27 protein-coding genes and 1 other RNA gene are annotated in these 26,419 nt (G+C 29.5%); 27 read left to right on the top strand and 1 reads right to left on the bottom strand.

Annotated features, from left to right (window positions below):
- The 17 genes from WBG30_RS11295 to WBG30_RS11375 all read left to right on the top strand — a co-directional run.
- A partial coding sequence (locus tag WBG30_RS11295) for a 4Fe-4S binding protein (protein ID WP_424504784.1) occupies nucleotides 1–118 on the top strand: 118 nt, incomplete at its 5' end.
- A gap of 99 nt (nucleotides 119–217) precedes the next feature.
- Nucleotides 218–961 carry a class I SAM-dependent methyltransferase gene (locus tag WBG30_RS11300; protein WP_424504758.1) on the top strand — a complete coding sequence of 248 codons (744 nt, stop codon included), beginning with the start codon at nucleotides 218–220 and terminating at the stop codon, nucleotides 959–961.
- Nucleotides 962–986: 25 nt separating this feature from the next.
- The gene (locus tag WBG30_RS11305; protein ID WP_424504759.1) at nucleotides 987–1,964 is read left to right on the top strand and encodes a S66 family peptidase; all 978 of its coding nucleotides are present in this window, start codon (nucleotides 987–989) and stop codon (nucleotides 1,962–1,964) included.
- Between the two features lie 62 nt (nucleotides 1,965–2,026).
- Nucleotides 2,027–2,548, top strand: a complete 522-nt coding sequence (locus WBG30_RS11310; protein WP_424504760.1) for a GNAT family N-acetyltransferase — start codon at nucleotides 2,027–2,029, stop codon at nucleotides 2,546–2,548.
- Between the two features lie 102 nt (nucleotides 2,549–2,650).
- Nucleotides 2,651–3,298 carry an HAD hydrolase-like protein gene (locus WBG30_RS11315; protein ID WP_424504761.1) on the top strand — a complete coding sequence of 216 codons (648 nt, stop codon included), beginning with the start codon at nucleotides 2,651–2,653 and terminating at the stop codon, nucleotides 3,296–3,298.
- Between the two features lie 24 nt (nucleotides 3,299–3,322).
- Nucleotides 3,323–4,009, top strand: a complete 687-nt coding sequence (locus WBG30_RS11320) for a 5'-methylthioadenosine/adenosylhomocysteine nucleosidase (protein WP_424504762.1) — start codon at nucleotides 3,323–3,325, stop codon at nucleotides 4,007–4,009.
- A gap of 41 nt (nucleotides 4,010–4,050) precedes the next feature.
- A complete protein-coding gene (locus WBG30_RS11325; RefSeq protein ID WP_424504763.1) occupies nucleotides 4,051–4,527 on the top strand; it encodes an ASCH domain-containing protein in 477 nt (158 codons plus the stop codon).
- 67 nt (nucleotides 4,528–4,594) lie between these two features.
- On the top strand, nucleotides 4,595–5,191 hold the full coding sequence (locus tag WBG30_RS11330) for an HAD family hydrolase (RefSeq protein WP_424504764.1): 597 nt from the start codon (nucleotides 4,595–4,597) through the stop codon (nucleotides 5,189–5,191).
- 58 nt (nucleotides 5,192–5,249) lie between these two features.
- Nucleotides 5,250–5,693: a GNAT family N-acetyltransferase gene (locus WBG30_RS11335; protein WP_424504765.1), complete on the top strand. Its 444-nt coding sequence runs from the start codon at nucleotides 5,250–5,252 to the stop codon at nucleotides 5,691–5,693.
- 12 nt (nucleotides 5,694–5,705) lie between these two features.
- Nucleotides 5,706–6,224: a GNAT family N-acetyltransferase gene (locus WBG30_RS11340; RefSeq protein WP_424504766.1), complete on the top strand. Its 519-nt coding sequence runs from the start codon at nucleotides 5,706–5,708 to the stop codon at nucleotides 6,222–6,224.
- 377 nt (nucleotides 6,225–6,601) lie between these two features.
- On the top strand, nucleotides 6,602–7,030 hold the full coding sequence (locus WBG30_RS11345) for a hypothetical protein (RefSeq protein ID WP_424504767.1): 429 nt from the start codon (nucleotides 6,602–6,604) through the stop codon (nucleotides 7,028–7,030).
- A gap of 44 nt (nucleotides 7,031–7,074) precedes the next feature.
- Nucleotides 7,075–7,653: a DNA-3-methyladenine glycosylase I gene (locus WBG30_RS11350; RefSeq protein WP_424504768.1), complete on the top strand. Its 579-nt coding sequence runs from the start codon at nucleotides 7,075–7,077 to the stop codon at nucleotides 7,651–7,653.
- Nucleotides 7,592–8,791, top strand: coding sequence for an alanyl-tRNA editing protein (locus WBG30_RS11355; protein WP_424504769.1), 1,200 nt, complete (start codon nucleotides 7,592–7,594; stop codon nucleotides 8,789–8,791). Before WBG30_RS11350 ends, WBG30_RS11355 begins: the two co-directional genes overlap by 62 nt.
- A gap of 161 nt (nucleotides 8,792–8,952) precedes the next feature.
- A complete protein-coding gene (rlmN, locus tag WBG30_RS11360) occupies nucleotides 8,953–9,996 on the top strand; it encodes a 23S rRNA (adenine(2503)-C(2))-methyltransferase RlmN (RefSeq protein WP_424504770.1) in 1,044 nt (347 codons plus the stop codon).
- A gap of 6 nt (nucleotides 9,997–10,002) precedes the next feature.
- Nucleotides 10,003–12,186 carry a transglycosylase domain-containing protein gene (locus WBG30_RS11365; protein WP_424504771.1) on the top strand — a complete coding sequence of 728 codons (2,184 nt, stop codon included), beginning with the start codon at nucleotides 10,003–10,005 and terminating at the stop codon, nucleotides 12,184–12,186.
- A gap of 241 nt (nucleotides 12,187–12,427) precedes the next feature.
- Nucleotides 12,428–13,177, top strand: a complete 750-nt coding sequence (locus WBG30_RS11370; RefSeq protein WP_424504772.1) for a queuosine precursor transporter — start codon at nucleotides 12,428–12,430, stop codon at nucleotides 13,175–13,177.
- A gap of 58 nt (nucleotides 13,178–13,235) precedes the next feature.
- Nucleotides 13,236–13,934 carry a radical SAM protein gene (locus WBG30_RS11375; protein WP_424504773.1) on the top strand — a complete coding sequence of 233 codons (699 nt, stop codon included), beginning with the start codon at nucleotides 13,236–13,238 and terminating at the stop codon, nucleotides 13,932–13,934.
- A gap of 136 nt (nucleotides 13,935–14,070) precedes the next feature.
- Here the strand turns inward: WBG30_RS11375 and pssA are convergent, their stop codons facing one another.
- Entirely contained in the window at nucleotides 14,071–14,769 is a 699-nt protein-coding gene (pssA, locus tag WBG30_RS11380; protein ID WP_424504774.1) for a CDP-diacylglycerol--serine O-phosphatidyltransferase, read from the bottom strand.
- Nucleotides 14,770–14,995: 226 nt separating this feature from the next.
- Here pssA and WBG30_RS11385 point away from each other — a divergent pair, with 226 nt between their 5' ends.
- The 10 genes from WBG30_RS11385 (at nucleotide 14,996) to WBG30_RS11430 (ending at nucleotide 26,416) form a co-directional block, all read left to right on the top strand.
- A complete protein-coding gene (locus WBG30_RS11385) occupies nucleotides 14,996–15,769 on the top strand; it encodes a YlmH/Sll1252 family protein (RefSeq protein ID WP_424504775.1) in 774 nt (257 codons plus the stop codon).
- Between the two features lie 66 nt (nucleotides 15,770–15,835).
- Complete coding sequence (locus WBG30_RS11390; protein ID WP_424504776.1) at nucleotides 15,836–17,548, top strand: hypothetical protein; 1,713 nt, start codon at nucleotides 15,836–15,838, stop codon at nucleotides 17,546–17,548.
- 16 nt (nucleotides 17,549–17,564) lie between these two features.
- A complete protein-coding gene (mgtE, locus tag WBG30_RS11395; protein ID WP_424504777.1) occupies nucleotides 17,565–18,932 on the top strand; it encodes a magnesium transporter in 1,368 nt (455 codons plus the stop codon).
- A 543-nt stretch (nucleotides 18,933–19,475) separates the two neighbouring features.
- An RNA gene (gene ffs / locus WBG30_RS11400) (signal recognition particle sRNA large type) lies at nucleotides 19,476–19,741 on the top strand.
- 138 nt (nucleotides 19,742–19,879) lie between these two features.
- Nucleotides 19,880–21,103, top strand: a complete 1,224-nt coding sequence (locus tag WBG30_RS11405) for a GNAT family N-acetyltransferase (RefSeq protein ID WP_424504778.1) — start codon at nucleotides 19,880–19,882, stop codon at nucleotides 21,101–21,103.
- A 113-nt stretch (nucleotides 21,104–21,216) separates the two neighbouring features.
- On the top strand, nucleotides 21,217–23,382 hold the full coding sequence (locus WBG30_RS11410; RefSeq protein ID WP_424504779.1) for an ATP-dependent helicase: 2,166 nt from the start codon (nucleotides 21,217–21,219) through the stop codon (nucleotides 23,380–23,382).
- A 156-nt stretch (nucleotides 23,383–23,538) separates the two neighbouring features.
- Complete coding sequence (gene lpxC / locus WBG30_RS11415) at nucleotides 23,539–24,393, top strand: UDP-3-O-acyl-N-acetylglucosamine deacetylase (RefSeq protein ID WP_424504780.1); 855 nt, start codon at nucleotides 23,539–23,541, stop codon at nucleotides 24,391–24,393.
- A 17-nt stretch (nucleotides 24,394–24,410) separates the two neighbouring features.
- Nucleotides 24,411–24,830: a 3-hydroxyacyl-ACP dehydratase FabZ gene (gene fabZ / locus WBG30_RS11420; RefSeq protein WP_424504781.1), complete on the top strand. Its 420-nt coding sequence runs from the start codon at nucleotides 24,411–24,413 to the stop codon at nucleotides 24,828–24,830.
- A 9-nt stretch (nucleotides 24,831–24,839) separates the two neighbouring features.
- The gene (gene lpxA, locus WBG30_RS11425) at nucleotides 24,840–25,613 is read left to right on the top strand and encodes an acyl-ACP--UDP-N-acetylglucosamine O-acyltransferase (protein ID WP_424504782.1); all 774 of its coding nucleotides are present in this window, start codon (nucleotides 24,840–24,842) and stop codon (nucleotides 25,611–25,613) included.
- Nucleotides 25,613–26,416, top strand: a complete 804-nt coding sequence (locus tag WBG30_RS11430) for an LpxI family protein (protein WP_424504783.1) — start codon at nucleotides 25,613–25,615, stop codon at nucleotides 26,414–26,416. Before lpxA ends, WBG30_RS11430 begins: the two co-directional genes overlap by 1 nt.
- Nucleotides 26,417–26,419: the final 3 nt, after the last annotated feature.

Raw genomic sequence — 26,419 nt, forward strand, 5'->3', positions numbered from 1 at the left:
CTGTGAAGGATGCCTCAGATGTATTAACTATTGTCCTTTTGAAGCCATAGAATATAAAAAATACACTAGGGGAAAATTAAGGTTTAAAAATAAAAAGATAGACATAAGTAAGATTTAGATATAAAGTAGGAAAATAAAATTTTTAAGAGTTAATTTGAAAGAGATATTATGATGGGAATAATATCTTAAGAAAAATAAAAAATAGGGGTGGCAAGCAATGGGAAAGAATCAAAATGTTTATGATGATGAAATATTCTTTGAAGGATATAAGGGGATCAGAGCACAGGAAAATAATTATAATAAATTACAGGAACAACCAGCAATAAAAAGTTTATTACCGGATTTAAAAGGAAAACGAATTTTAGATCTAGGTTGCGGTTATGGAGATAGCTGTAGTTACTTTATAGAAAAAGGAGCACAAAAAGTCGTAGGTATAGATATTTCTAAAAAGATGTTAGAAGTTGCACGAAAAGAAAACTCTCATGAAAATATTGAGTATTTAGAAAAAAGTATGGATGATATAGAAAACCTGTCAGGGAAATTTGATCTAGTATACAGTTCACTGGCACTCCATTATATGGAGGATTTTGAAAAATTATTGATGGATATAAATAATTTAATGAGAAAGGATGGGGAATTTATATATTCCCAAGAGCATCCCCTGAGTACGGCACACAGAAAGGGACTGAGATGGACAAGAGGTGAAGATGGAATGGGAATCCACTATAACCTAGCTAATTATATGAAAAGCGGTAAAAGGGAAACAACATGGTTTATTGATGGAGTAATAAAATATCACAGGACATTTTCAGAGATCATAAATACAGTGAATGAATGTGGATTTCAAATAGAGAAGATTTTAGAGCCATTACCCAGTGAAGAGGATATAAAACTTATTCCAAAGATGGTACAGGATTTTCATAAACCTAATTTTTTAATATTAAAGCTAGGGAAAAAATAAATTATATAAAAAAGGAGAAATTTATATGATAATACCAGAAAAATTAAAATGTAACGATGAAGTAAGAATAATTGCTCCAGCAAGGAGTTTAAATATAATAAGTGAAGAATGCAGAGATTATGCAACTAAACGTCTCACTGAGATGGGATTAAAGGTAACTTTTTCTAAAAACTGCGAGGTAATAGATGATTTCATGTCTTCTTCTATTGAGGAGAGAATGGCAGATCTACATGAGGCTTTTGCCGATAAGAATGTAAAATGTATTCTCAGTGTAATAGGAGGATACAATTCAAATCAGCTTTTGAAATATATAGACTATGATCTCATAAAAAATAATCCTAAAATACTCTGTGGTTATTCAGATATAACAGCTCTTTCAAACGCTATCTACAGTAAAACTGGTTTGGTTACTTATTCTGGGCCTGCCTATTCTACTTTTGGGATGAAAAAAGGTATTGATTATAGTATTGAATATTTTAAAAGGTGTTTGTTCTCAAAAGACGAATATAAGATAGAACCTTCAAAGATGTGGAGTGACGATCTGTGGTTTTTAGATCAAGAAGATAGGAAATTTTATAAGAACAATGGCTATAAATCACTAGGAAGTGGAAGAGTAGAAGGTAAAATAATTGGTGGAAATTTATGTACTCTAAATCTATTGCAGGGAACAGAATATATGCCAGATATAACAGACACAATCTTATTTATAGAAGATGATGAGATGACCTCTCCTGAAACATTTGATAGAGATCTACAGTCTCTAATCCACCAACTAAATTTTGAAAAGGTTAGAGGAATAGTATTTGGTAGATTTCAAATGAAATCAAAGGTAGAAGATAGGTTATTTGAAAAAATAATAAGTACAAAAGCAGAATTAAAAAATATGCCGATTATATATGGAGTTGATTTTGGGCATACTACACCACATATTACTTTTCCTGTAGGAGGTTATGCAGAGATATCATCAAGTGCAAAGATAGAAATAATAATTAAAGAGCATTAAATAAAAGAGTTAATGTTTTAAAGAATATAAAACAAGAAATACAATTAAGGGGGGAGGGCAAAATGTTAAATATTAAATTAATTAAGCCAAATGAAAATTATAGGATTTCATTTTTGAACTACATTAAAGAAATAAAAAAGAGTGGTTCAGAAACATATGAATTATATAAGGACGCAGAAGAAAATTTTAAACAATATATAGAAAATTTAAAAAATTTAGAATTAGGAGTCGGGTTACCAAAGGGGTGGGTTCCATCCAGTAGTTACTGGCTCATTGACTCAAGGTGTGAAGTTCTTGGTGTGATAAGAATACGTCATAGAGTAGATAATGATTATCTGCAAACCATTGGTCATATAGGATATGAGATTAAAATGACTCAAAGAAAAAAGGGGAATGGTAGTCAGATATTAAAAATGGGATTATTAGAAGCTAGTAAGATAGGAATCAATAATTTATTAATCACTTGTGATGAAAAAAATATTGGTTCTGTTCGAATAATTGAAAAGAATAGTGGTAAATTAAAATCCTCATTTATAGATGAAGATACAGGGGAGAAAGTATTACAATATAATATTGAATTGTAGGAAGAAATAGAAAGAATCTTTGAAAATAAAAAGTTTAATTTATCAATAAATCTTTAAAATACTGATATAAAAGTTTATACAATGAATTACAAGGAGGAGGAAATGAAATATAAATATATTTTATTTGATTTGGATGGGACTCTTACAGATCCAGGAGTAGGGATAACAAAAGCAGTACAATATGCATTGAAAAAAAATAATATAGTTGAAGAATCATTGAGCACTCTAGAAAAATTTATAGGACCTCCATTAAAAGAGTCCTTTGCTGAATTTTATTCATTTAATGAAAAAATGGTTTCAGATTCGATTCAATATTTTAGGGAATATTTTAGAAAAAATGGGATATTTGAAAATGAAATTTATTCTGGAATCTTAGATCTATTGGGAGAATTAAGAAATAGAGATTGTAAAGTTGTAGTTGCAACTTCTAAGCCTACAGTATTTGCAAACACTGTTCTAAAGAATTTTGGAATGATGAAATATTTTGATTTGGTGGTAGGAAGTAACTTAGATGGAACTCTTGGAAATAAGTCAGAAATAATTAATTGTGTAATTGATAATTTAAAAATAAAAAACTTAGAAGAAACTATTATGATTGGTGACAGGAAATATGATATTATTGGAGCAGAAAAAAATAATATAGATTCAATTGGAGTCTTATATGGCTATGGGAGTTTAGAAGAATTAGTAGGGGCTAGACCAACATATATTGTGGATTCTATTAGTCAGCTATATGGATTGCTGACCTAGATTAGAAGATTTTAGGGGGAAAGAATGGAAAGAATAGGGATAATTGGTGCGATGGATATAGAGATTGAATTATTATTAGGTAATCTAGAGTTGAAGAAGAAAGAAAAAATTGCAGGCTTTGTATTTCATATAGGTAAATTGTTTGGAAAAGATGTGGCAATAACATCTTGTGGGGTAGGAAAAGTAAATGCGGCTTCTTGCACTCAAATATTAATTAGTAAATTAGGAGTACAAGGTATTATAAATACCGGTATTGCAGGGGGACTTCATAAAGATGTAGAAGTTTGTGATGTGGTTATTTCTAGAGATGTTACCCATCATGATGTAAGAAAAAGACAGATGAAAAATTGGTTTCCTCACCAGGAATATTTTGAAGGGGACAGAAAATTAATTGATGTTGCCGAGAAAGCTTTTAAAAATAGTCAAGATATAAATAGTTCTTGTCATTTGGGAAGAATCGTAAGTGGGGAATGTTTTGTAGATGATGCTCAACTAAAAGAACAGATTATGAAAGATTACTCTCCTCACTGCGTAGAGATGGAAGGATCAGCTGTAGGTCATGTGGCTTATATAAATGATGTACCCTTTGTTGTAATTAGGAGTATTTCTGATAAGGCAGATGGAGAAGCGACTATGAGTTATGAAAAATTTGAAAAGATTACAGCACAAAATGCAGCAACTATAGTTATGAATATGATGAAAATACTGTAAAAAAAAATAAAAGTTAATGAGATAGTAGGGAGAATTTAAATATGGATTCAAAGAACAGAAAAGTAGAAATTATGTGGGAAGATTATTTAGAATCAATAGGTGAAAACTTAGACAATACAGATAAAAAATATGATTCATGGTATTTTTGTGATAATAAAAAAAGTGCAGATGAATTAGCAAGATTAGTTAAACAAGGGATAAAAAGAGCCACAACATCTTTGAATTATTGGTATGAAACTAAAGGAGAAGAAGCACCAAAAGTAGGGAATATAAATATCATCGAGAATTGGAATAATGAAGCTCAGTGTATTATTCAGACAAAAAAAATAAATATTATACCTTTTAATGAAGTGAGTGAAGAATTTGCAAGAAGAGAGGGAGAAGGAGATAAAACTTTAAAATACTGGCAAGATGAGCATAGAGATTTTTTTATTAGGGAACTAAAGGATGAAAGTATAGATTTTTCAGAAGATATGCTGGTGGTCTGTGAAGAATTTGAGTTGATATATAAGGGTTAGATTAAACTTTGAAATATAAATATTATTTGAAAATAGTTACAAAATGTAAAAAAGAGCAGGGGGAATTATGATAAAAAATATAGTTTTTGATTTGGGAATGGTGTTGATTAACTTTAATCCTAAAGAATTTTTGGAGATAAACAACTATGAGAAAAAAGAAAAAATTATGGAATATATATTTGGGCACGAAGATTGGCTAAAATTAGATAGGGGAACACTTACAGAAAAAGAACTTGCAGAAAAATTAGATAAAAATGGAAGTTTCACCTACGATGAAGTAATGGATATTATGAAAGTAAGAAAAGACATTATGATTCCATTTGATTTTAATAAGGAGATCCCTAAAAAATTGAAAGAAAAGGGGTACAACCTTTATATACTATCAAATTTTCCAAAAATTCCATTTGAGGAGATAAAGGAAAGAGATGAATTTTTTAGATATTTCGATGGAGGAGTTGTTTCTGCCTATGTAAAGCATCTAAAACCTGAAAAAGCTATCTATGAAACTTTACTCTCAGATTATTTTTTAAATCCAGAAGAAACAATTTTTATAGATGATAAATTAGAAAATATAAGATCAGCTGAAGAACTAGGAATATCTGGAATACATCTAAAAACCCCCGAGTCTTTAAAGGGAAAACTTATAGGATTAAAATTATTGTAGAATAAATAGCGTATAAAAAAATTGAAGATGAAAAAATTATTGAGAGGAGAGGATAATTATGATTGAAATTTTTGATATTTCTTATGCTGAGGTTGAAATAATTAGAGATCTTTGGGAAAAAAACAGACGATACCATGAGGATAGTTCAGAATATTTAAAAAAATCATATAGTACTATCAAATTCGATGAAAGGATAAAGGTTTTTAGCAGTTATAGTGAAGACAAGATAAAAATAAGTGTTGTTAAAGAAAAGGAAAAATATATAGGGTATTGCATATCAATAATAGATGGCAATAAGGGAGAACTAGGAACTTTACATGTTGATGAAGCTAAGAGGGGAAATGGAATCGGAAAGAAACTTGTAGAAAAACATATAGAATGGATGAATGGTGAGAAATGTTGTGAAATAGGGGTGACAGTATCACAGGAAAACAACCTTGCCATAGGGTTTTATAAAAAACTAGGATTATATCCAAATACTCTCTATATGCAGATGAAATAGAAGGAGAAAATTATGGTAAATATAACTATTGAGATGATATCAAAATCACATGCAGAAGAATTGTTAAAATTTGAAAAAGAGAATAAAAATTTTTTTGAAGAAAATCTTCTTCCTAGAGGAGAAGGATATTATTCGTTAAAAAATATCAAAGAAATTTTAGAAGAAATAGTAATGGAACAAAAAGAAGGACTTTGCTATATGTATTTAATTAGAAATGAATCTAAAGAGATAGTAGGAAGAGTAAATTTATCTTCAATTGTAGGAGGGCCGTTTCAAAAAGCAGAGGTAGGTTATAGAATAGGGGAAAAATATAACGGATATGGATATGCAACTAAAGCAGTTAAATTAGTTCTTGAAGAAGCTTTTAATAAATATAATTTACATAGGATTGAAGCCGGAACATCACAAAGTAATATTGGCTCACAGATAGTTTTGATTAAAAATGGTTTTGAATTTATTGGAAGAACAAGACATGTTATCAAAATAAATGGTGAGTGGCAAGATGGGATAAATTTTGAAAAACTTAAATAATTAATAGAAATTGTATAATTATAAAGGAAAGAGTTGTTTGCCCGTTTTTTAGCGAGCAAACTTCTTGAGTTTTTTGTACAAGTTTAAGAATAATAAAAATATTAATAAAGGTTTGATAGGAGGATAAAAATGCAAAATAATATGCATGTATTTGAAAATAAAGTAAATGATTATGTTTTTAAATTAAAAATTTAAAATTTTATGTTTGAAAAACGTAAAAAAAGTTATACTAATAAAAATATATTATTTGTTGTATAGATGATTTTTTCTACTTATCATTTTGAATAATTGTGGGGACAATAAAAAAAATTAAAAAAATTGTATAACTAGAGTTATAATAAAAAGAAGTTACCAATACTTATAGATGGAGGGAAATGATGAAAAAAAACTATATAGGAGTTATTTTTTTTGTATTTTTTTTGTTTTCGGCATGTGATTCAGATAGAGAGCAATTACAGAAAAAAAGTATGGATAAATTTTTAGGAAAGTATGTTTCTGAGGGTTATTTTCGACGCTCAGATGGTTATGATTGGGTTAGCGTTTTAATTACTAAAAAAGATGAAAATAATGTTTATATAAGTGTTAAATCTCGTTCAGATAAAAAAAAATCAACTTGCACTTTTGATGGAGAAGGTGTAATGGTAGGAAATAATACTTTAAAATCAATATTTAATGAAAAAAATATTTTATTTGATTTAAAGAATGACGTTATAAAAATTTATATGGAAAAGGATAGCGGGCTTCTTTATTTTTTTTGTTCTGGAGGTGCTTCTTTAGAAGGGAGTTATAAAAAATTAAAAAATTAGGACTTTTTTAGTAGAAATAATTTTTAGTATACAAGGAGGACAAGATGAAAAGATGTGAATGGTGTATAGGGAATAAACTCTATGAAAAATACCATGATGAGGAGTGGGGAAAGGTAATCTACGATGATAAAATTTTATTTGAGTTTCTCATCTTAGAATCAGCTCAAGCAGGATTAAACTGGCTTACTATACTAAAAAAAAGAGAAAACTATAGGAAGGCCTATGATGGCTTTGATTACACTGTGGTAGCTAAATATGATGAAAAAAAAATTGAAGAATTGATAAATGATAAAGGAATAGTAAGAAATAAATTAAAGGTGAGAGCATCTATAAATAATGCAATTAAGTTTATAGAGATACAAAATGAATGGGGAAGTTTTTATAACTATTTATGGAGTTTTACAGACGGAAATCAAATAGTAAATAGGGTAAAAAATATAAAAGAAGTACCATCAAAAACTGATTTATCTGATATAATAAGTAAAAATATGAAAAAAAGAGGATTTAAATTTATAGGGACTACAATTATCTACGCATATCTACAAGCAGTAGGAGTAGTAGATGATCATGTGGATGGATGTATTGCAACGAAAAAAGGAAAATGTAGTAAAAAGGTTATGTAATGGAGGGAATATGAAACTAAAAATTATAGAATTAAAAAAAGAAAAATATAGATATTTAGCAATAGTTGAATACTTAGATGAAAATATGAAGTTTTACCCTGATGGAAAGGGTGGACAGTTAGGAGATAGAGGAAGTGTAGGGCAAGCTCAAATTTTGGAAGTAGATAGAGAGGGAAACCTCTTCTTAGATATAGAATTAGGGTTAGGAGAGCATTCTTATGTCATAGATATGGATAGACGTTGTGAGATAGGAAAAAACCATACTACACAGCATCTAATCTCGGCATATTTAAAGAAAAAATATGATTATGATACTGTAGGATTTAGGATGGGAGAGGAATATTCTACTGTGGACTTTCCGAGTTTAGCCCTTATAGACGCTAAAAAGATAAAGGATTTAGAAAAAGGGATAAATAAGATAATCAGGGAAGATATGAATATAGAAATTTTGGAACTTTCAAGGGAAGAAGCTGGTCAAATAGAATCACTTAGGAAATCAATAAGTGAAAAGATAGTAGGAAAGATAAAGGTTGTAAAAGTAGAAGATTTTGATATGAATGCTTGTGGTGGATTTCATGCACAGAGTACAAAAGAGATTGGATTATTTAAAGTTATAAACTATGAAAAAGTAAAGAAAACTATAACACGTGTTTATTATAAAGCAGGGGAATTAGCCTATGAAGATTATTACGAAAAGCATAATATAATAAAAAAAGCTACAACCCAAGTGAGTTCAACTGTAGAGGAGATAAATGGAAAAATAGATTGTTTATTAGAAGAAAATAAATCTAAAACTAAGGAATTGAGTGGTCTATATAATAAGTATAGTGAATTATTATGTGAAAAATTAAAGGAGAATTCAAGAATTCAAGGTAAAAATAAAATAATTATCTATAAAAAAAATGATGAAATAACTAAATTTTTTCCTAAGTATATAGAAAATGAAAAATATTCTGTTATATACGGTGAAGAAGGTAATTTTACTGTGATGAGTAAGGCCATAAACTGTAATGAAATAAAGAATAGTTTGGAAAAAATAGGGTATATTGTCAAAGGGGGAGGAAATTCCACAAGGATTAACTTGAGAATAGATGCAAATATAGAAATAATAGTTGATATTTTTGTAAAATTACTTTAAAATTAAGAGTAAAATTAAATTTTTTATAATATTTCGAAAAAGTGAAATTCTGAAATAAAAAGTATAGAATAATATGGAAGTTTAGTGAATAGATGAAAAAGCGTTTAACTATATGAAAATTTAATTGAAATTTTGGACATAAAAGATTGTGGAGGAGAAAAATGAATAAGATAAACTTATTAGAGTTAGAGTACAAGGAATTAGAAGGCGTTATAATAGATTTAGGAATGAAAAAATTTAATGCAAAACAAATATATGAATGGCTACATGTTAAAATTGCCAGAAAGATAGAAGATATGACAAATATATCTAAAAAAGATAGGGAGTTATTGGAAGAAAAAACTTATATACCTTATTTGAATCTATTAGATCATAAAGTATCTAAAAAAGATGGGACAGAGAAGTTTTTATTTAAATTAGAAGATGGTACTACTATAGAAACTGTACTATTAAAGCATAAAGATAGGAACACAGTATGTCTTTCTACTCAAGTAGGATGCCCTGTAAAATGTAGCTTCTGTGCAACAGGTCAAGGTGGCTTTACTAGAGATTTATATAATCATGAGATTGTAAACCAAGTGTATACTATCCATAGAAGATTAGTTAAAAAAGGTGAAGGAGTAAATAACCTAGTGTATATGGGGATGGGAGAACCATTGTTAAACTTAAATAACACTATAAAATCTATAAGAATGTTATCTGAAGAAAATGGAATTAATATCTCAAAGAGGAGAATTACAGTATCTACGTCTGGAATTGTACCAGGAATCGAAAAATTATTACAAGAAAAGATGCCTATAGGACTAGCTATCTCACTTCATGCAGTAACTGATAAAATGAGAAATGAGATCATACCTATAAACAGAAGATATCCATTACAGGATCTATATACAACGTTACAAACATATCAAAAATATACAAAAAGAAGATTAACTTTTGAATATATCTTAATAGATGAATTTAACTGTTCAATGAGAGATGCCGATATGTTGGCTGAATTTATGTATGGATTTGATCATATAGTAAACTTAATTCCTTACAATGAAGTGGAAGGGACAGACTATAAGAGACCTGACAAAGAAAAAATCGAAAAATTCTATAACCAACTAAAAGAAGTAAGAAAGATTAACGTAACTTTTAGAGGGGAAAAAGGTTCTGACATAGATGGAGCCTGCGGACAACTAAGACAAAAAAACAAAGGGTAGGCTACTATGAAAAAATTATTTCGTAATATATTATTTATATTTATAGGATTATTTATACTAGGCGGAGTAGGAGCTACGGTTCTTATTGTGAAAGCATACAAGGAACTACCGGATCTAGGACAACTAATAGAGGGGTATAACCCTGTAGTACCAAGTAAAATATATGATACAAATGGTGAAGTAATAGATATTCTCTATAAAGAGATCAGAGAAACTGCAACTATAGAGGAGATGCCTAAATCGCTAAAAGATGCTTATGTGGCTATAGAGGATAGGAGATTCTATAGTCATCATGGGTTTGATGTTTTAGGAATGGGAAGAGCAGTGGTAATAAATTTAGTTACTATGAGTAAAGCCCAAGGAGCTAGTTCTATAACTCAACAACTAGCTAAAAATGCCTTTCTTACCAATGAAAAAAGAATTATGAGAAAGGTAAAAGAAGCTATAATTACAGTGGAATTAGAAAGAGGATACACCAAAGATGAGATCTTGGAAAAATATATGAATGAGATCTATTTTGGGTCTGGTGCCTACGGAGTAAAAACAGCAGCTAGAGCATTTTATGGGAAATCTGTAGGAAATATAAATATAGCTGAATCAGCTCTTTTAGCTGGAGTACCCAACAGGCCTAATAAATATAATCCTAGACGGCATCTAAATAATGCAGTAACTAGAGGGAAACTAGTTTTGGCTCAAATGAAAAGATATAATCTCATAGATGAGGAAGAATATCAAAAGGCACTATCTCATAAATTTTATAATGAGAAGCAACTGCCTGAGGAATTGAAAGATCTAACTATGGAGGAATTATCCAAATTAAATATTACTTTAATAAAAAATGTAAGTAAAAAAAGGAGTTATAAAACTCCTGATTTTACAAATATAGTCGAAAAAAAATTATTTGAATTATTTACAGAAAAACAAATATATGAAGAGGGTTTAGAGGTTTACACTACTTTGGACATAGGGATGCAAAAAGCTGCTAAGTTAACATTTGAAAACTATAAGCCATTGGAAGAAAAAGAAGGCTTAGATGGTGGAATGGTTACTATAGAAGCTGATACAGGTTATGTAAGAGCTGTTATAGGTGGTAAAAACTTCAAATCTGGAGATTACAATAGAGCTATCTATGCAAAAAGGCAGCCAGGATCATCTTTTAAACCATTTATTTATTTTACAGCTTTAAGATTGGGGTACCCTATGAATACAGTTATAGAGGATACGCCTCTTGAGTTTGGAGAATGGAAACCTAGAAACTATGGAAACAAATTCAGAAAAAATTTCACCCTTTTAGAAGGAATGGAAAGATCTATAAATATAGTTGCAATAAAAACATTGCAAAAAGTAGGCCTTAAAAACCTAAATGAAACTGTAAAATTAGCAGGTGGAGAAGATATAAAGATTCCTCCAAATTTAACCGCAGCATTAGGAACTATGGTAGTTACTCCATATGAACTTTCAAGTTTATATTTACCATTTGCAAATGGTGGGTATAGAGTTAAACCACAGTTTATTACTCAAATAAAAAATAGATATGGGAAGGTAATATATCAGGAACAGGCAAAACAAGAGAGGGTTTTTCAAGGTGAAGATGTGGCTCTTATTACCCACATGATGGAAGATGTTGTAAACCTTGGTACTGGTAGAAATGCTCGTGTAAAAAAAGACGGGAAAAATATTGTACAAGGTGGTAAAACTGGGACAACTAACAGGCAGAGAACAGCCTGGTATGCCGGGATAACTCCTAAATATGTTACTACAGTCTATATCGGCTATGATAATAATAGACCTATGGATAAATCAGCTACTGGTGGTGGACTTACAGCCAAATTGTGGGGTAATTACTATCAAAGGTTAGTGGATGATGGCTATGATACTGGTAAAGAGTTTAATCATATTACTGATGGTTTGAAAAATGGTAAATTAAGTAAAGTTCTAATTGATTCTAAAAATGGTCGATTAGCAGATTCTACATCTGGATGGAGTAAGAGATGGGCTTTATTTAAAAAAGGAACTGAACCAGTAGAGACAGCATCTACATATAATTCAGATTTTAATGATTTTTTTGTAGGGTCTGATGAAGTTATGATGGATAAAGTAGAAGAAGCAAAAAAATCTAAAAATAATATGGAGCAGAATGAAAAAAATATAAATTCTGATTCAATGTTTAAAGATCTATTTGATAATTAAAAAAATTAAATATTTAAATCCACTTTTGTGGTAGATGTTCGAAAAATCCATCTATAAAAAACCAAAGACTATGTGTAGAGGTCGAAATAGATCTACGCTTTTTTTGGTATGCTTTTAGGAGGGATTTTATATCTCTCCTTTTTATATTTAAATAAAAAAGAGATATTTTAGAAAAAACGGTTATTTTAGGGCAATAAAAATTGGCCCATTATATATATTAAAGAATAAAAAGGAGAAAAATATGCAAAATATAATACTTTGGTTTGTAATGTTATTAGTGAACTTTGGATTTATCCTATACTTTTATAAAGCTTATGGGAAAAATGGTCTTTATGCCTATATACCAATAACTATAATATTGGCTCAGATACAGGTAAATAAAGCTATAGAGATAGGTGGGATGTCGTCTACTTTAGGAAATATAATGTTTGCATCAAGTTTTTTGGTGACAGATATATTGTCGGAAAAATACGGAATGAAAGCAGCAGCGAAAGGAGCTAAAATAGGACTATTGAGTAATATAGTAGCGACTATATTATTACAAGTTTCAGTAGCTTTTGAGCCTAGTACAGCTGATTATTCACAGGCAGCTATGGAAACGTTATTTGGTCCATTATCTAGGTTTACAGCAGTAGGACTTATATGTTACTGGATGTCACAAAATATAGATATCCATTTATTCGAAAAATTAAAGAAAAGGTTCCCAGAAAATAAATATTTGTGGCTTAGAAATAATGGAAGTACTATGTTAAGTCAATTTGTAGATACAGCACTTTTTACATATTTGGCCTTCTATCTAAGTTTTGAATTTTTAGGTTTTTCCTATGTAGGGTTTTATGATTTCCAAACATGTCTAGAGATATTTACAACTACATATTTGATGAAAATTGTGATAGCAACATTTGATACTCCATTTTTATATTTAGCTAAAAAGATGCATAAAGAAGTAGTAGCTCAAGACGTAGAATTAAAGATGGAAAATCAGGGATAATTCGTGAATTATCCCTACGAAATTAATCTGTGGTAGAAATGAAAACAAGAGGTGGAATATGAGATATAATAAGGTTTTAGATAAAAATATTAGGGAGATAGTACTCCTAAAAAGTTTTCCTTGTAGTTATGGAAAATGTAAATTTTGTAATTATATAGAGGATAATTCCATAGATGAAAAGGAAATAAATCAGGTAAATTTTGAAGTTTTAAAGGAGATAACAGGAGAATTTGGTGTCTTAGAAGTTATAAATTCTGGTTCTGTTTTTGAAATTCCTTCTGAAACTCTAAAAAAAATTAGGGAAGTTGTCAGAGAAAAAAAGATAAAGATCTTATATTTTGAAGCTTATTATGGCTATATAAAAAGGTTAGATGAGATCAGAGATTATTTTGATGGAGTGGAAATAAGATTTCGTATAGGAGTGGAAACATTTGACGATGAGTATAGAATTGAATCTTATGGTAAAAACTTTGTGATAGATGAAAATACTCTAAAAAGGTTAAGTGTTGAATTTTATTCGGCATGTTTATTGGTATGTACTATAGGGCAAACTAAGGAAATGATATCCAAAGATATCGAAATAGGGTTAGAAAACTTTAAACAGATAACTATAAATGTATTTATAGACAATGGAACTGAGATAAAGCAAGATAAAAAATTAGTAGATTGGCTAATGGAAAACTATAGTTATTTAAAGGCTGATCCACGTGTGGAACTTTTATATGACAATAAAGATTTAGGAGTGTTTGAACAATAAAATAATCTTGAATTAAGACAGTAATTAAGTTAATAAAAAACATTAAAAAACCATGAAACCAACACTATTTTTCAAGTGATGAGTTTCATGGTTAAAATTTAAATTATTTGTTTGTTTCTTATTTTTAAAATATAATTTAGTCCTGATCTTTAGAGCTAAAAAATATAAATAAATTAGCTAAAACATAGTATAATCCCAATGGAAATAATGAATATTTTGCTGTAGCTAAGATAGCTATTGCTACGAATAAAAGCATTTTTTGAGGTATAAAACTAAATATTTTTTGAGGTATTTTAAATGGAATTGTACTTACCATAAGAACTGCTGAACCTAATGCAACTATAGCTAATATATTTGGCTCTACTCCTAATCCAGTAACTTCGGCAAATAAGAAATAAGAAACTACTAAATTTGCAGCGTTTGGAATAGGCATTCCACTAAAGTCATCTTTACTATCACTAGCAGTAGTAACTACATTAAATTTAACTAGTCTAACTACCCCTGCAAGGGCATATATAAACGCAAGTGGTGTGATAAGTTCTTTTGGGAAATTATTTGCTGTATTTGATAAAAGTGAAAAAATCAAGATACCAGGTGCAAGTCCAAAAGATACAGAGTCGCAAAATGAATCAAATTCTTTACCAAATTCACTGAAGGCATTTAATTTTCTAGCAGTGAGACCATCTAAAGCATCGAAAACCATAGCTAATAAAATTAACCATGCAGCTAAAGAGTAATTTTCTTTGATAGACATAGTAATACTCAAGAAACCTAGAAACATATTAGTGGCTGTAATGGCGTTTGGCAGAATGTATTTACTTTCAATTTTGTTCATAAAATCTCCTTTTCTATCTTTAATAATTATAATATAAAATTTAATAACAATTGATTTTACCATACAAATAATATAAAATCAATTATACTAAAAAAATACTTAAGCAGAAACTACTGTTTTTCATATAAAAAACTAAGAGATTTATAGGGTCTGAATTTTGTATTTTTTTTGAAAAAAAGTTATAGTTTACTAGTTGTTAAATTTGGATTAAATATATGGAGGAAATATGGAAAAGAAAAATTTTAAAAATCACTTTATAGATGAAGATGAAGATATAATATCTAGTGTCTATGATAAAATAGAACTTTGTAAAAGAATAGAGGGAACGGTATATACGGACATATTTTTATTTCCTCAAATTTGGTCAAAATTAATTGAAATAGAGGCAGAATTAGGAGTACTAATAGAGGCGAAAGGTCTTTCTCTAGAGAGTGAGAAGAAGATGGTGGCTTTTAAAAGTTATTATTCTGATGAAAGAGTAGAATTTCCTTTTAAATTAATAGTAGTAAAAACTAACTCAAAATTTGATAGTTTAGAACATAGACATTATCTAGGTGGGATTTTATCTACCGGGATAAAGAGGGAAAAATTAGGTGATCTAATAGTAGAAGGGAAAAATTGTTATGCTATTATTTTTGATGGATTATTTGAGTTTTTAAAACTTAACCTTTTGAGTATAGGAAGATCCAAAGTGACGGTAGAGGAAGTAGGCGATAGAGACATTCCTCAGTATAGATTCGAAGAAAAAGAATACCTAATGAATTCATATAGATTGGATGTAATTGTTTCGGCACTTATCAGTGGTTCTAGAAATGAAGCTCTAAAAATGATCAACTCATCTCAAATTATGGTAAACTATAGATTGAAAACAAATAAATCATTGACTGTTAAAAAAGGAGATGTTATTTCTATCAGAAGGTATGGGAAACATATATTTGAAGGAAGTGAAGGAGAGACAAAAAAAGGAAAGATTAAAGGTAAATTTAAAAAATATATTTAGAAAAATAAAGGGATAATGGATGAGCAACCCTAACAGTTATTTCATCGTTGATCACAGGGGGAGAAAATGAAAAAAATATTGGGAACAATAATTGGGACTCTAGTTTTAATAACATTAGGAACCTATCTATTTAGAAATATTCTCATAGAATATTTTGGTGAAAGAATAGGGAGTCAAAAATATGGAGCTAAAATAGATATAGATAATGTAAATTTAGATTTATTTGGTGGGAATTTAAAAGTCGGGAGAGTTCAAATTACGGATAAGAATAATACTATGAGAAATATAGGAGATATTCAAAAGATTAATTTGGAGATAGAGTATAAACCACTCCTAAAAAAACTTGTGATAATAGATGATGCAACTTTAGGGTTAATCGAAATATTCACTCCAAGGGCATCTGATGGAGCACTTGACAATACACAACCTGTTTCTTCAAGTGCAAAAAAACTTAAAAAAATGGAAAATAAAAAATTAGACTTAGGGAGTCTAAATGTAGATCTAAGTGGGGATAACTACAGAAAAATTCTAGAAAATCTAAATATTAAAATAGTAAAGGAATATGAGGAAGAGAAAATAAAAATAGAAAAAATCCATACTTATTGGGATAAAAAAATAAATGGAGAAACTTATAAAACTAGAACTAAAAATATAGAAGATAAATATAAAGTAATAGAAAAAAGGATAAAAGATGAGAAAAACCCACTAAAATTATTAAATGAATTGGATACGTTAAATGATTTAATCAGTGAGATAGATGGACTAGTAAAGGAAGCTAGAAATGATAAAAAGCAATTTGATAAGGATATAAAAGTTATTAAGAATATACAGAAGAAAGCCTTTGGATATATTGGTAGCGAAGATCCTTTTAAAAATATAGTTGGATGGGATGAAAAACAACTAAAATCGGAGATAAACCTTATTTTGAATAGTTATCTAGAAGAATATATAGGGGAAAATATAGATTTTTTTAATGAACTTAATAAAAAAGATAAAGGTTCTAAGGGAACAACCTATGATATTTGGTTGAAAAATGCCAAATTAACATTTAAACACCAAAATTATACTTTAAAAGGGGAGGCAAAGGATATTACTTCTAAGGTAGGAATCACTCCTAATCCTATAAAATTTAATTTGGATGCAGATGATAAGAATATCAAGGGTGATATACGTGGAGAGTTAAATAGAGAATCAGAGATGGTTGAAATAAAATTAAATTTATCTGGTTTAACAATAGATGATAAAATGATAGGTGAAAATAAAAATTTAATTATAATAGTTGGAAGTAAGATGAATTTGAGTTATAATATGAGTTACGAAAATAAAATATTAGATATAGATGGTAACGTGATTTTGGATGAATTGAAAATAGATCCTAATAAGTTAGAGTTAGACCAAAAGGTAAAAGAGATATTAGGAGAAGGGTTACAGGGGATAGATCAATTTATAGTCAACTATGCCTATGATGGATCAAAGAAAAAAATAGAATTTGATACAAATATAGGAACAATTTTATCTAGTCTAATAAAAGAAATTTTAGATGAAAATATAAAAAGGTATAAAAAAGAAACGAAACTTATGGTAAAGAAAGAAATAAAAAAATATACAAAAGAATTAAATATAGAAGCAGAAAAAATAGAAGGATTAAGAAAGATAATGGGCGAAGATACAAAGAAATTACAGGTTTTAGAGAAAGAAACAAAAATAAATAAGGATTCTAAAAGTACAATAAATCTAATGAATGGATTAGGAGATGGCCTTAAAAATCTTTTTAACTAAAAAAGAGGGTGAAATTATGCAGAAAGAAAAAGAAATACAACAGTTAGTAGACAATCTAGAGGGATATTTACATCAAAAAGTCAAGGCTGATCTGCATTATTCAGAGCTGTCTAAAATTTTTAAACGTATGAGAAGACTGGATGAGGAAAGATTTTCTGAATATATAAAGAGGATGCCAACACATATATTAGGTGATATATTAGAAACATTTAATGAAAGAATGTTAAAAGAAAGTTTACAAATTTTAAGTTTAAAAAAGATGATTGGAATAATTAAAAAGATGGATTCTGACGATGCAACAGACCTTATGCAAGATATTGAAGAACTAGATGAGGAGTTGGCTGAGAATATTTTAGCTGGACTAGACAATAAGGAGCAGGAGGAAATTCAAAGACTTAAAGGTTATGAGGAAGATGAAGCTGGGGCCTATATGCAAACAGAATTCTTTGCAGCAAATCATAATGAGACGATTAGAGAGACAATTGAAAATTTAAGAAAGTTAAAGTATAGTGAAGAATTAGAGAATGTAAGTAGTGTTTTTGTTTTAGGAGATTACAACAATCTAGTGGCTACGGTACAATTAGAAGATATGTTGTTATTTGACTTTGATAAAAGTTTTAAAGAGATAATAGGTAAACGCCCTGAAAAGTACAAGCCGAGATATGTGAATGATAAGGAAGATATTGAAAAAGTTGTGACAGATTTTAAAGAATATGATTTACAAGTTGTGCCTGTAATAGATAATGATAATTATCTAGTAGGAAGGATAACAGCAGATGATATTTATGACCTATTACAAGAGATGGCAACAGAACAAATCTATAATTTAGCAGGTGTAGATGATGATGCAGAAGGTGAAAAAAGAGCCATGGCAATCTCTAGAAAGCGAGGAAAATGGCAGTTTTTAAATATGTGTACAGCTTTTTTTTCAGCTTCTGTTATTGCCAGATATCAGACGAGTATAGAAGCGTTGCCAGCTTTGGCTGTATTGATGCCTATAGTTGCTAGTATGGGTGGGAACACAGGTAATCAGGCACTTACAGTAATGGTAAGACAATTAGCTATGGGTGATGTAGATGATACAAACTGGGATCAGAGTTTTTTCAGGGAGATAATAGTAGCACTTCTAAATGGTGTTATATTTGCAACTCTTGTAGGTTTTGGATCGTATATATGGTTTAGAAATACTAAGATATCTTTAGTTATGTCTTTTGCTATATTTATGAATTTCACAATAGCAGGACTTTGTGGAACTTTGATCCCATTATTATTAAAAAAAATGAAAACAGATCCAGCAGTTGGAAGTTCTATCCTTTTAACAATGATTACAGATGCACTTGGCTTTTTAATTTTCTTAGGATTGGCTAATCTTTTCATTTTTTAGATGAAAATCTAGAAACAAAAAAATCTAGAAAAATATAATAATTTTTTACTTAAATTTTAAAAAAACTAAAAAAATGAGAATTTCTTTTTAATATGAATTCTCATTTTTTAATTGGAGTTATTAAATTTTATTTTTAAAATTTGTATTTTTATCAACATCATCTCCTATATAACTAAATTTTTATGGATGTAAACTGTTTAAAATAAATCTCTTTGCATGAAATATTTTTTTAATAAATTAAAAAAATTTGAATTAGTTTTTTTCATTTTTTTCACCTCCAAAATATTTTTTTTATTACTCTGTTTCATAAGAATATTATAACACAACAGCACAAGTTTGTATCATTAAATTAAGACTTTTTCTATATAAGTTTTAAATAAACAAACAAAATTTGATATATGTGGTTCATGACTTAATAAGTTTATAATATTTATAATAAAGTACAAAGAAAAGGTATAAGAAAGGCTTAGTTTCCTTAGAATAGAGAGTGAATTTTGGGAGAAAAATTTGCAATAATGTAAAAATCATGATATACTCATTTTGTCGTACTAACTGGGGAGCTAGCGGTGCCTTGTAATCTACAATCCGCTTTAGTAGAGGTGAAGTCGACCTAAGGATCAATCTGTCATAGCAGGTCCTTTTGGAAAATGTTGAGAATAAAGTCCTATACGGCGAAATGCCGATGAACCGTGTCAGATCTGGAAGGAAGCAGCACTAAGTTGGTTGTTTTGGGTGTTATGGGGTAGCTTTGTTTGAGTTTTTTAACTGGTTACCGTGTGGTTGGAATGTTTTCGAAGGTCGATGTACGACACTTATTATTAAATAAAAATATAATAAATATAGAAAAAGCCAGTGGGATTTCCATTGGCTTTTTAATATAAATTGGAGTAAATATAAAATTTGTATTATAATATATTAAATAAAAACAACTCTTAATGGAGGGAAAGATGTATAGAATATTAAAAGGAAAAACCTTAGAAAAATTTACAGAAAAATTGAAAGACTTGAATTCTGATATCCTATTGAATTTAGATGATAGTGTATTTATAATCTTAATAGAAGAAGAAATTATAGGGTATGCTGTATTGGGAAAAGATAAAATTTTAAAAGATCTATTTATCAAAGAGGAAAAGAGATATAGTTCTTTTGGAACGAGATTGATAGAGTTTATTAAAAATTATCTATCTGCCAAGGGAATAGATGAAATTTATTTAGATAGATATTTAGAAAATACTATTTTTTTTAAAAAAGCAGGTTTTAAAGAATGGTCTGGAAACGTCTATAAAATAGACGGTCTTACAGTTAGAGAAAAAAGGAAAAGAGACGGAGTAAAAAGTACTGTTCTATCTATTGTAATTAATATATTTCTAGCAGGAATAAAGATATTTTTTGGAATATTTGGAAAAAGTAAGGCTTTGGTAGCTGATGGATTTCATTCTGTTTCAGATGTAGTAGGTTCTGTGGTAGTTTTAGTAGGGATATATTTAGGGAATAAGCCTGCTGATGAAGAGCATCCATATGGGCATGGGAAACTAGAAAGTATAGCAGGGAATATAATCGGTGTGATACTTGTGATTACTGCATATAGTTTGATTATGGAGAATGTACTGGATTATTTTAGGGGAACAGAACGTCTAATTCCAGAGAATATAACATTAGTTATTGTAGTTATTTCTATAGTTATTAAATATGTACTGTATAGATATAAATATAATATAGGAATGAGAATAAAAAATGATGCAGTTTTAGCCGATGCCAGAGAACATAAGAGTGACGTGCTGTCATCAATAGGAGTTTTAATAGGAATATTATTATCGATCTATGTAAATCCAATATTTGACCTCCTACTCAGTATAGTAGTCGGATTGATAATAGGTAAAGAGGGATTACATATAATCTTTCAGACTTCTAATAATTTAATGGATATACAAGATAGAAAATTAATAGGTGAAATAGACGACTATGTGAACTCATTTCGATATATAGAAAATGCACATGATATAAGAATGAAAACATCAGGAAATATAGTATATCTTTCGTTACATATTAGACTAGATGGGAAAATGACTATTTATGAAGGACATGAACTATCTGATGATATAAAATACTCCATCTTAAATAAATTTGAAGATGTAGGAGATGTGACGATACATATGGATTGTACTATATAAAAGATTAATAGGGATAGAACAATTATAGAGGTATATTTTACGATAAATTGAAATAGAAAAAGAGATATGATATACTTTAAAAGAGTGTAAAAACGAGTGTAGGGTGTGAATTTATGAGTATATTAAATGGATTGAATAATGAGCAGAGAAAAGCAGCGGAAAAAATAGATGGACCGCTATTAATTTTAGCAGGAGCAGGAAGTGGGAAAACAAGAACAGTTACTTATAGGATAGCTCATATGGTGTTAGAAAAAGATATTAGCCCATATAAAATACTAGCTGTAACGTTTACGAATAAGGCCGCGAAAGAGATGAGAGAAAGGGTGGAAAGCTTAATTGGTTTAGAAGCTAAAAAAGTTATGGTATCCACATTTCATTCTTTTGGAGTTAGGCTACTTAGGGTATATGCTACAAAATTAGGATATGATTCTAATTTTAATATCTATGATGCAGATGATCAGAAAAAATTAGTAGGTAGATTGATGAAGGAACTGGTAGTAACAAATAAACAGTTAACACCAGGATCTGTAGTTTCTAGAATATCTAAATATAAGGAAGATGGAGAAGAGCCAGCGGATGTGTCTAAAGATGTTTATAACGCAGACACAAGAGTCATAGCAGCGGTATATGAAAAATATGCTGAAGAGCTTATTAAAAATAATGCTATGGACTTTGCGGATCTACTCATAAACACTAATAAGTTATTGGATGATCCAGAAGTTTTGGAAAAAATACAAGGCAGATATGAATATGTCATGGTAGATGAGTACCAAGATACCAATAATGTTCAGTATCAAATAATAACAAAGATAGCTAAAAAACATAAAAACATATGTGTTGTTGGAGATGAAGATCAAAGTATATATGGATTTAGAGGAGCTAATATAAAAAATATCTTGGATTTCGAGAAGGAATACAAGGGTGCCATGGTAGTAAAATTAGAGCAAAATTATAGATCAACTCAGAATATATTAGGAGCTGCTAATAGTGTTATTAAACTAAATACAACTTCTAGAGGTAAAAACCTATGGACTGAGAAAGAAAAAGGTCATTTAATTGAGATATTTTCTGCAACAGATGGAAGAGCAGAAGCGGATTATATATTGCAAGAAATTATAAAGGGAAAAAATAACGGTAGATCATACAAGGATTATACTGTTTTATACAGAACTAATGCACAGTCAAGGGTATTTGAGGAAGCTTTCTTAAGGCATAGGATTAGTTATAAAATATTTGGTGGAATGCAATTCTATCAAAGGGTAGAAGTAAAGGACATACTTTCATATATGAGAGTGATAAATAATCCTAAAGATACTGTTAGTTTATTTCGAATAATTAATGTTCCAAAAAGAAAAATTGGAGCAAAAACCATTGAAAAAATTAGTGACTTTGCTGATGAAAATGAAATAATATTCTTTGAAGCCATGGGTAGGGTAGAGGAAACTAAATTAGGATCAGCTATAAAAGTAACAATACTTAGATTATATGAACTATTAAAAAATATAATTGAAGAAAGTCAATTTTTAACAGCCTCAGAGATATATGATATGATCTTAGATGGAACTAACTATATGAATTATTTGTCTACTTATGATGATAAATTTGAAGCTAGAATGGACAATGTAAGGGAACTTAGAACTTCTATACAAGAGATGGAAAACTCAGAACAATATGAAGGATTTATAAGTGTAGGAGAATTTTTAGAGCAAACGGCACTAGTAGCAGCTACAGATGAGTTAGATGTAGACACAGATTATGTAAAACTGATGACGATTCATAATTCAAAAGGATTAGAATTTCCAATAGTTTTCCTAGTAGGGATGGAAGACGAACTATTTCCAAGTTCTAAAGCCGACTTTTCAAATGATGACTTAGAGGAAGAGAGGAGACTTTGCTACGTAGCTATAACTCGTGCTGAGGAAAAATTACATATCTCCCATGCATCCGAAAGGATGGTATATGGAAGAATTTCATATATGAGAGATCCATCTAGATTTTTAAAGGAAATAGATGAAAAATATATAGACTATGTAAATAAAGCAAAAATTGCTCCTAAAAAGAAGGAAAGTAAATTGGGTGGTTTAAATTTAATCACAAAAGCAGACTTTAAGGTAGATGAAAAATCACCATTTAAAATAGGTGAGAAAGTAACTCATAAAAAGTTTGGTACAGGGATTATAAAGGATGTAGAAGTTGGGAAAAGAATTGTAATTAGATTTAGAGATGGGGATAAAAAACTGCCATTAGTCTTAGCTGAAAAGTTTTTGATAAAAGAGTAAGAAACTCTTCTTTTTATGTAATTCTATGAGTATTAAAATCATGGGCAATTAAAATTTTATTTTAAATGTAGATCCTCACAGGGAGAAACAAAGTATATTTTTATGATATGAAGAGATAAAGAGCCGATAAGTGAGTGAGGGTTAAGGAGAGAAAATATGAGAAGAAAAACCGTTGCGAAAGAGATAACCTATGAGGGAATAGGTCTTCATAAGGGGGAACTAATAAAGATAAAATTAATACCAGTTACAGAAAAAACTGGTATTATATTTAAAAGAGTGGATTTAAAAGAGGGTGAAAATGAAGTAATAATGAATTTAGAAAATACTTTCGACCTTACTCGGGGAACAAATTTAAAAAATAAATATGATGCTAAAATTCATACTATTGAACACTTTTTATCTACACTAGCCATATTTGAAATAACAGATTTAATGGTAGAGATCGATGGGAATGAATTGCCTATTGGAGATGGGAGCGCTAAAATATTTGGTGAATTAATAAGAGATACAGGCACTTGTGACTTAAATTTTTATATAGAGGAATTAGTAATAACAGAGCCAATATACCTGACTAAAGGCGACAAACACATTGTAGCATTGCCATACGATGGTTTTAAAATAACTTATACAATAAAATTTGATCATACATTTTTAAAAACACAAATGCTTGAGATAGATCTAAATAAAGTAAATTATTTGGAGGAGATAGCTCCAGCTAGAACATTTGGATTTGACTATGAGATAGAATATCTTAGAAAAAATAACTTAGCTCTAGGGGGAACTTTGGATAATGCCATAGTAATTAACAAAGATGGTATAAATAACCCTAGTGGACTTAGATTTGAAGATGAATTTGTAAGGCATAAAATTTTGGACATAATAGGAGATTTAAAAGTGATTAATAGGCCTATAAAAGGTCATATTATAGCTATAAAAGCAGGACATGCATTGGATATAGAATTTGCTAAATTATTAACTAAACAACACTTTTCTAAAAAAAAAGATAAATAACTAGGAGTGATTAAAAAATGATGAATATAGCTGAAATAAAAAAAAGAATACCACATAGATACCCTTTTTTATTAGTAGATAGAGTCACAAAAATAACTGAAACTACTTTAGAAGCATACAAAAATGTAACTGTAAATGAGGAATTTTTTAATGGACATTTTCCTGATTTTCCAATTATGCCAGGAGTATTAATAGTAGAAGGAATGGCTCAAGCACTTGGACTATTAGTGAATGCAGATGATGAACCTATAACACCTCTTTTTGCTTCAATTGAAAGTGCAAAATTTAAAAAACCTGTAGTACCTGGAGATAGATTGGTATATGAAGTAGAAGTAATAAAAGCTAAGAGATCTATAGTAAAAGGTAGAGGGGTAGCAAAAGTAGATGGAGAGATAGTAGCTACAGCAGATCTAATGTTTGCTATCATGAAAAAGTAGGAGGAAGTCATGGCTAACATACATAAAACCGCAATCATTGGGGAAGGAGCTATATTTGGTAAAGGTGTAGAAGTAGGTCCCTATAGTATCATTGGTAGCGAAGTAGTAATAGGAGATAACACCATAATTGAATCCCATGTCGTGATAGACGGAATTACTATAATAGGAAAGAATAATAAGATATACTCATACGCTTCAATAGGAAAGGAATCTCAAGACCTTAAATATAAAGGGGAGCCTACTAGAACCATAATAGGCGATAACAACAAAATAAGGGAATTTGTAACTATCCATAGAGGAACAGATGATAAGTGGGAAACAGTGGTAGGAAATAATAATCTACTTATGGTCTATGTCCATGTAGCCCATGATGTAATCATAGGAGATAATTGTATTTTAGCTAACAACGTAACCTTAGCAGGTCATGTAACTGTTGGAGATTTTGCAATTATAGGTGGTTTAACACCTGTACATCAATTTTGTAATATAGGGGCTCACAGTATGACTGGAGGGGGATCTCTTATAATTCAAGATGTACCACCGTATGTTTTAGCTGAGGGATCTCGTGCAGTTGCACGTGGATTAAACAGTATAGGCCTTTCAAGAAGAGGGTTTTCAAAGGAAGATCTTTCTGTATTAAAAAAAGTATATAGATTGGTATTTAGATCTAAGATGTTACTCAAAGATGCTTTATCTGAGATAGAGGAAACATATGGAGAAAATGAGCATGTAAAAAACTTTTTAAATTTTGTTAAAAATAGTAGTAGGGGGATTATCAAATAATGGAGAAAATAGCTATTATTGTTGGGAATGGAGACCTTCCAGTAAAATTTTTAGAATCGGCTAAAGAATATGGAATAGATCCATATCCAATAGGGCTATTTGATACTGTATCTGAGAAGGTAAAAACTCATGACAATTATTTAGAAATGAATATAGGAGAGATGAAGAAAATTATTCTATATCTATTGACTAATAATATTGAAAAGATGGTCATGCTAGGAAAAGTTGAAAAAAAATTACTATTTAATGATCTCAAATTAGATGAAGTAGGAGAGGAACTCCTAAAAAAAATGCCAGATAAAAAAGATGAAACTTTATTATTTGGTTTGATTTCTCTATTTAGATTAAATGGTATAAAAGTTTTACCTCAAAACCACCTTATGAAAGATATGATGTTTTCTGAAAATACATATACAAAAGCTATTCCTAATAGTGAAGAAAATAAAACTATAAAAATAGGGATAGAAGGAGCACGTGCTCTGTCTATTATAGATGCAGGCCAATGTGTGGTATGTAAAGATGGTTCGATCATTACTCTAGAGGGAATTGAGGGAACTGACAAGACTATTGAAAGAGCCTATGAGTATGCAGGAAATAATTGTATATTGGTTAAGATGGCTAGACCTCAACAAGATATGAGAGTAGATATACCAGCAATTGGTTTAGATACCATAAAAAAAATAATATCTATTGGTGGAAGAGGAATAGTTGCAGAAGCTGATAAGATGTTATTTTTAGATAAAGAAGAGTGTATAAAATTAGCAAATAATAATAACATTTTCATTGTAGGAGTAAAGGTATAGAGG

It is taken from the genome of Psychrilyobacter sp. (genome assembly GCF_049671765.1).
Taxonomy (GTDB): Bacteria; Fusobacteriota; Fusobacteriia; order Fusobacteriales; family Fusobacteriaceae; genus Psychrilyobacter.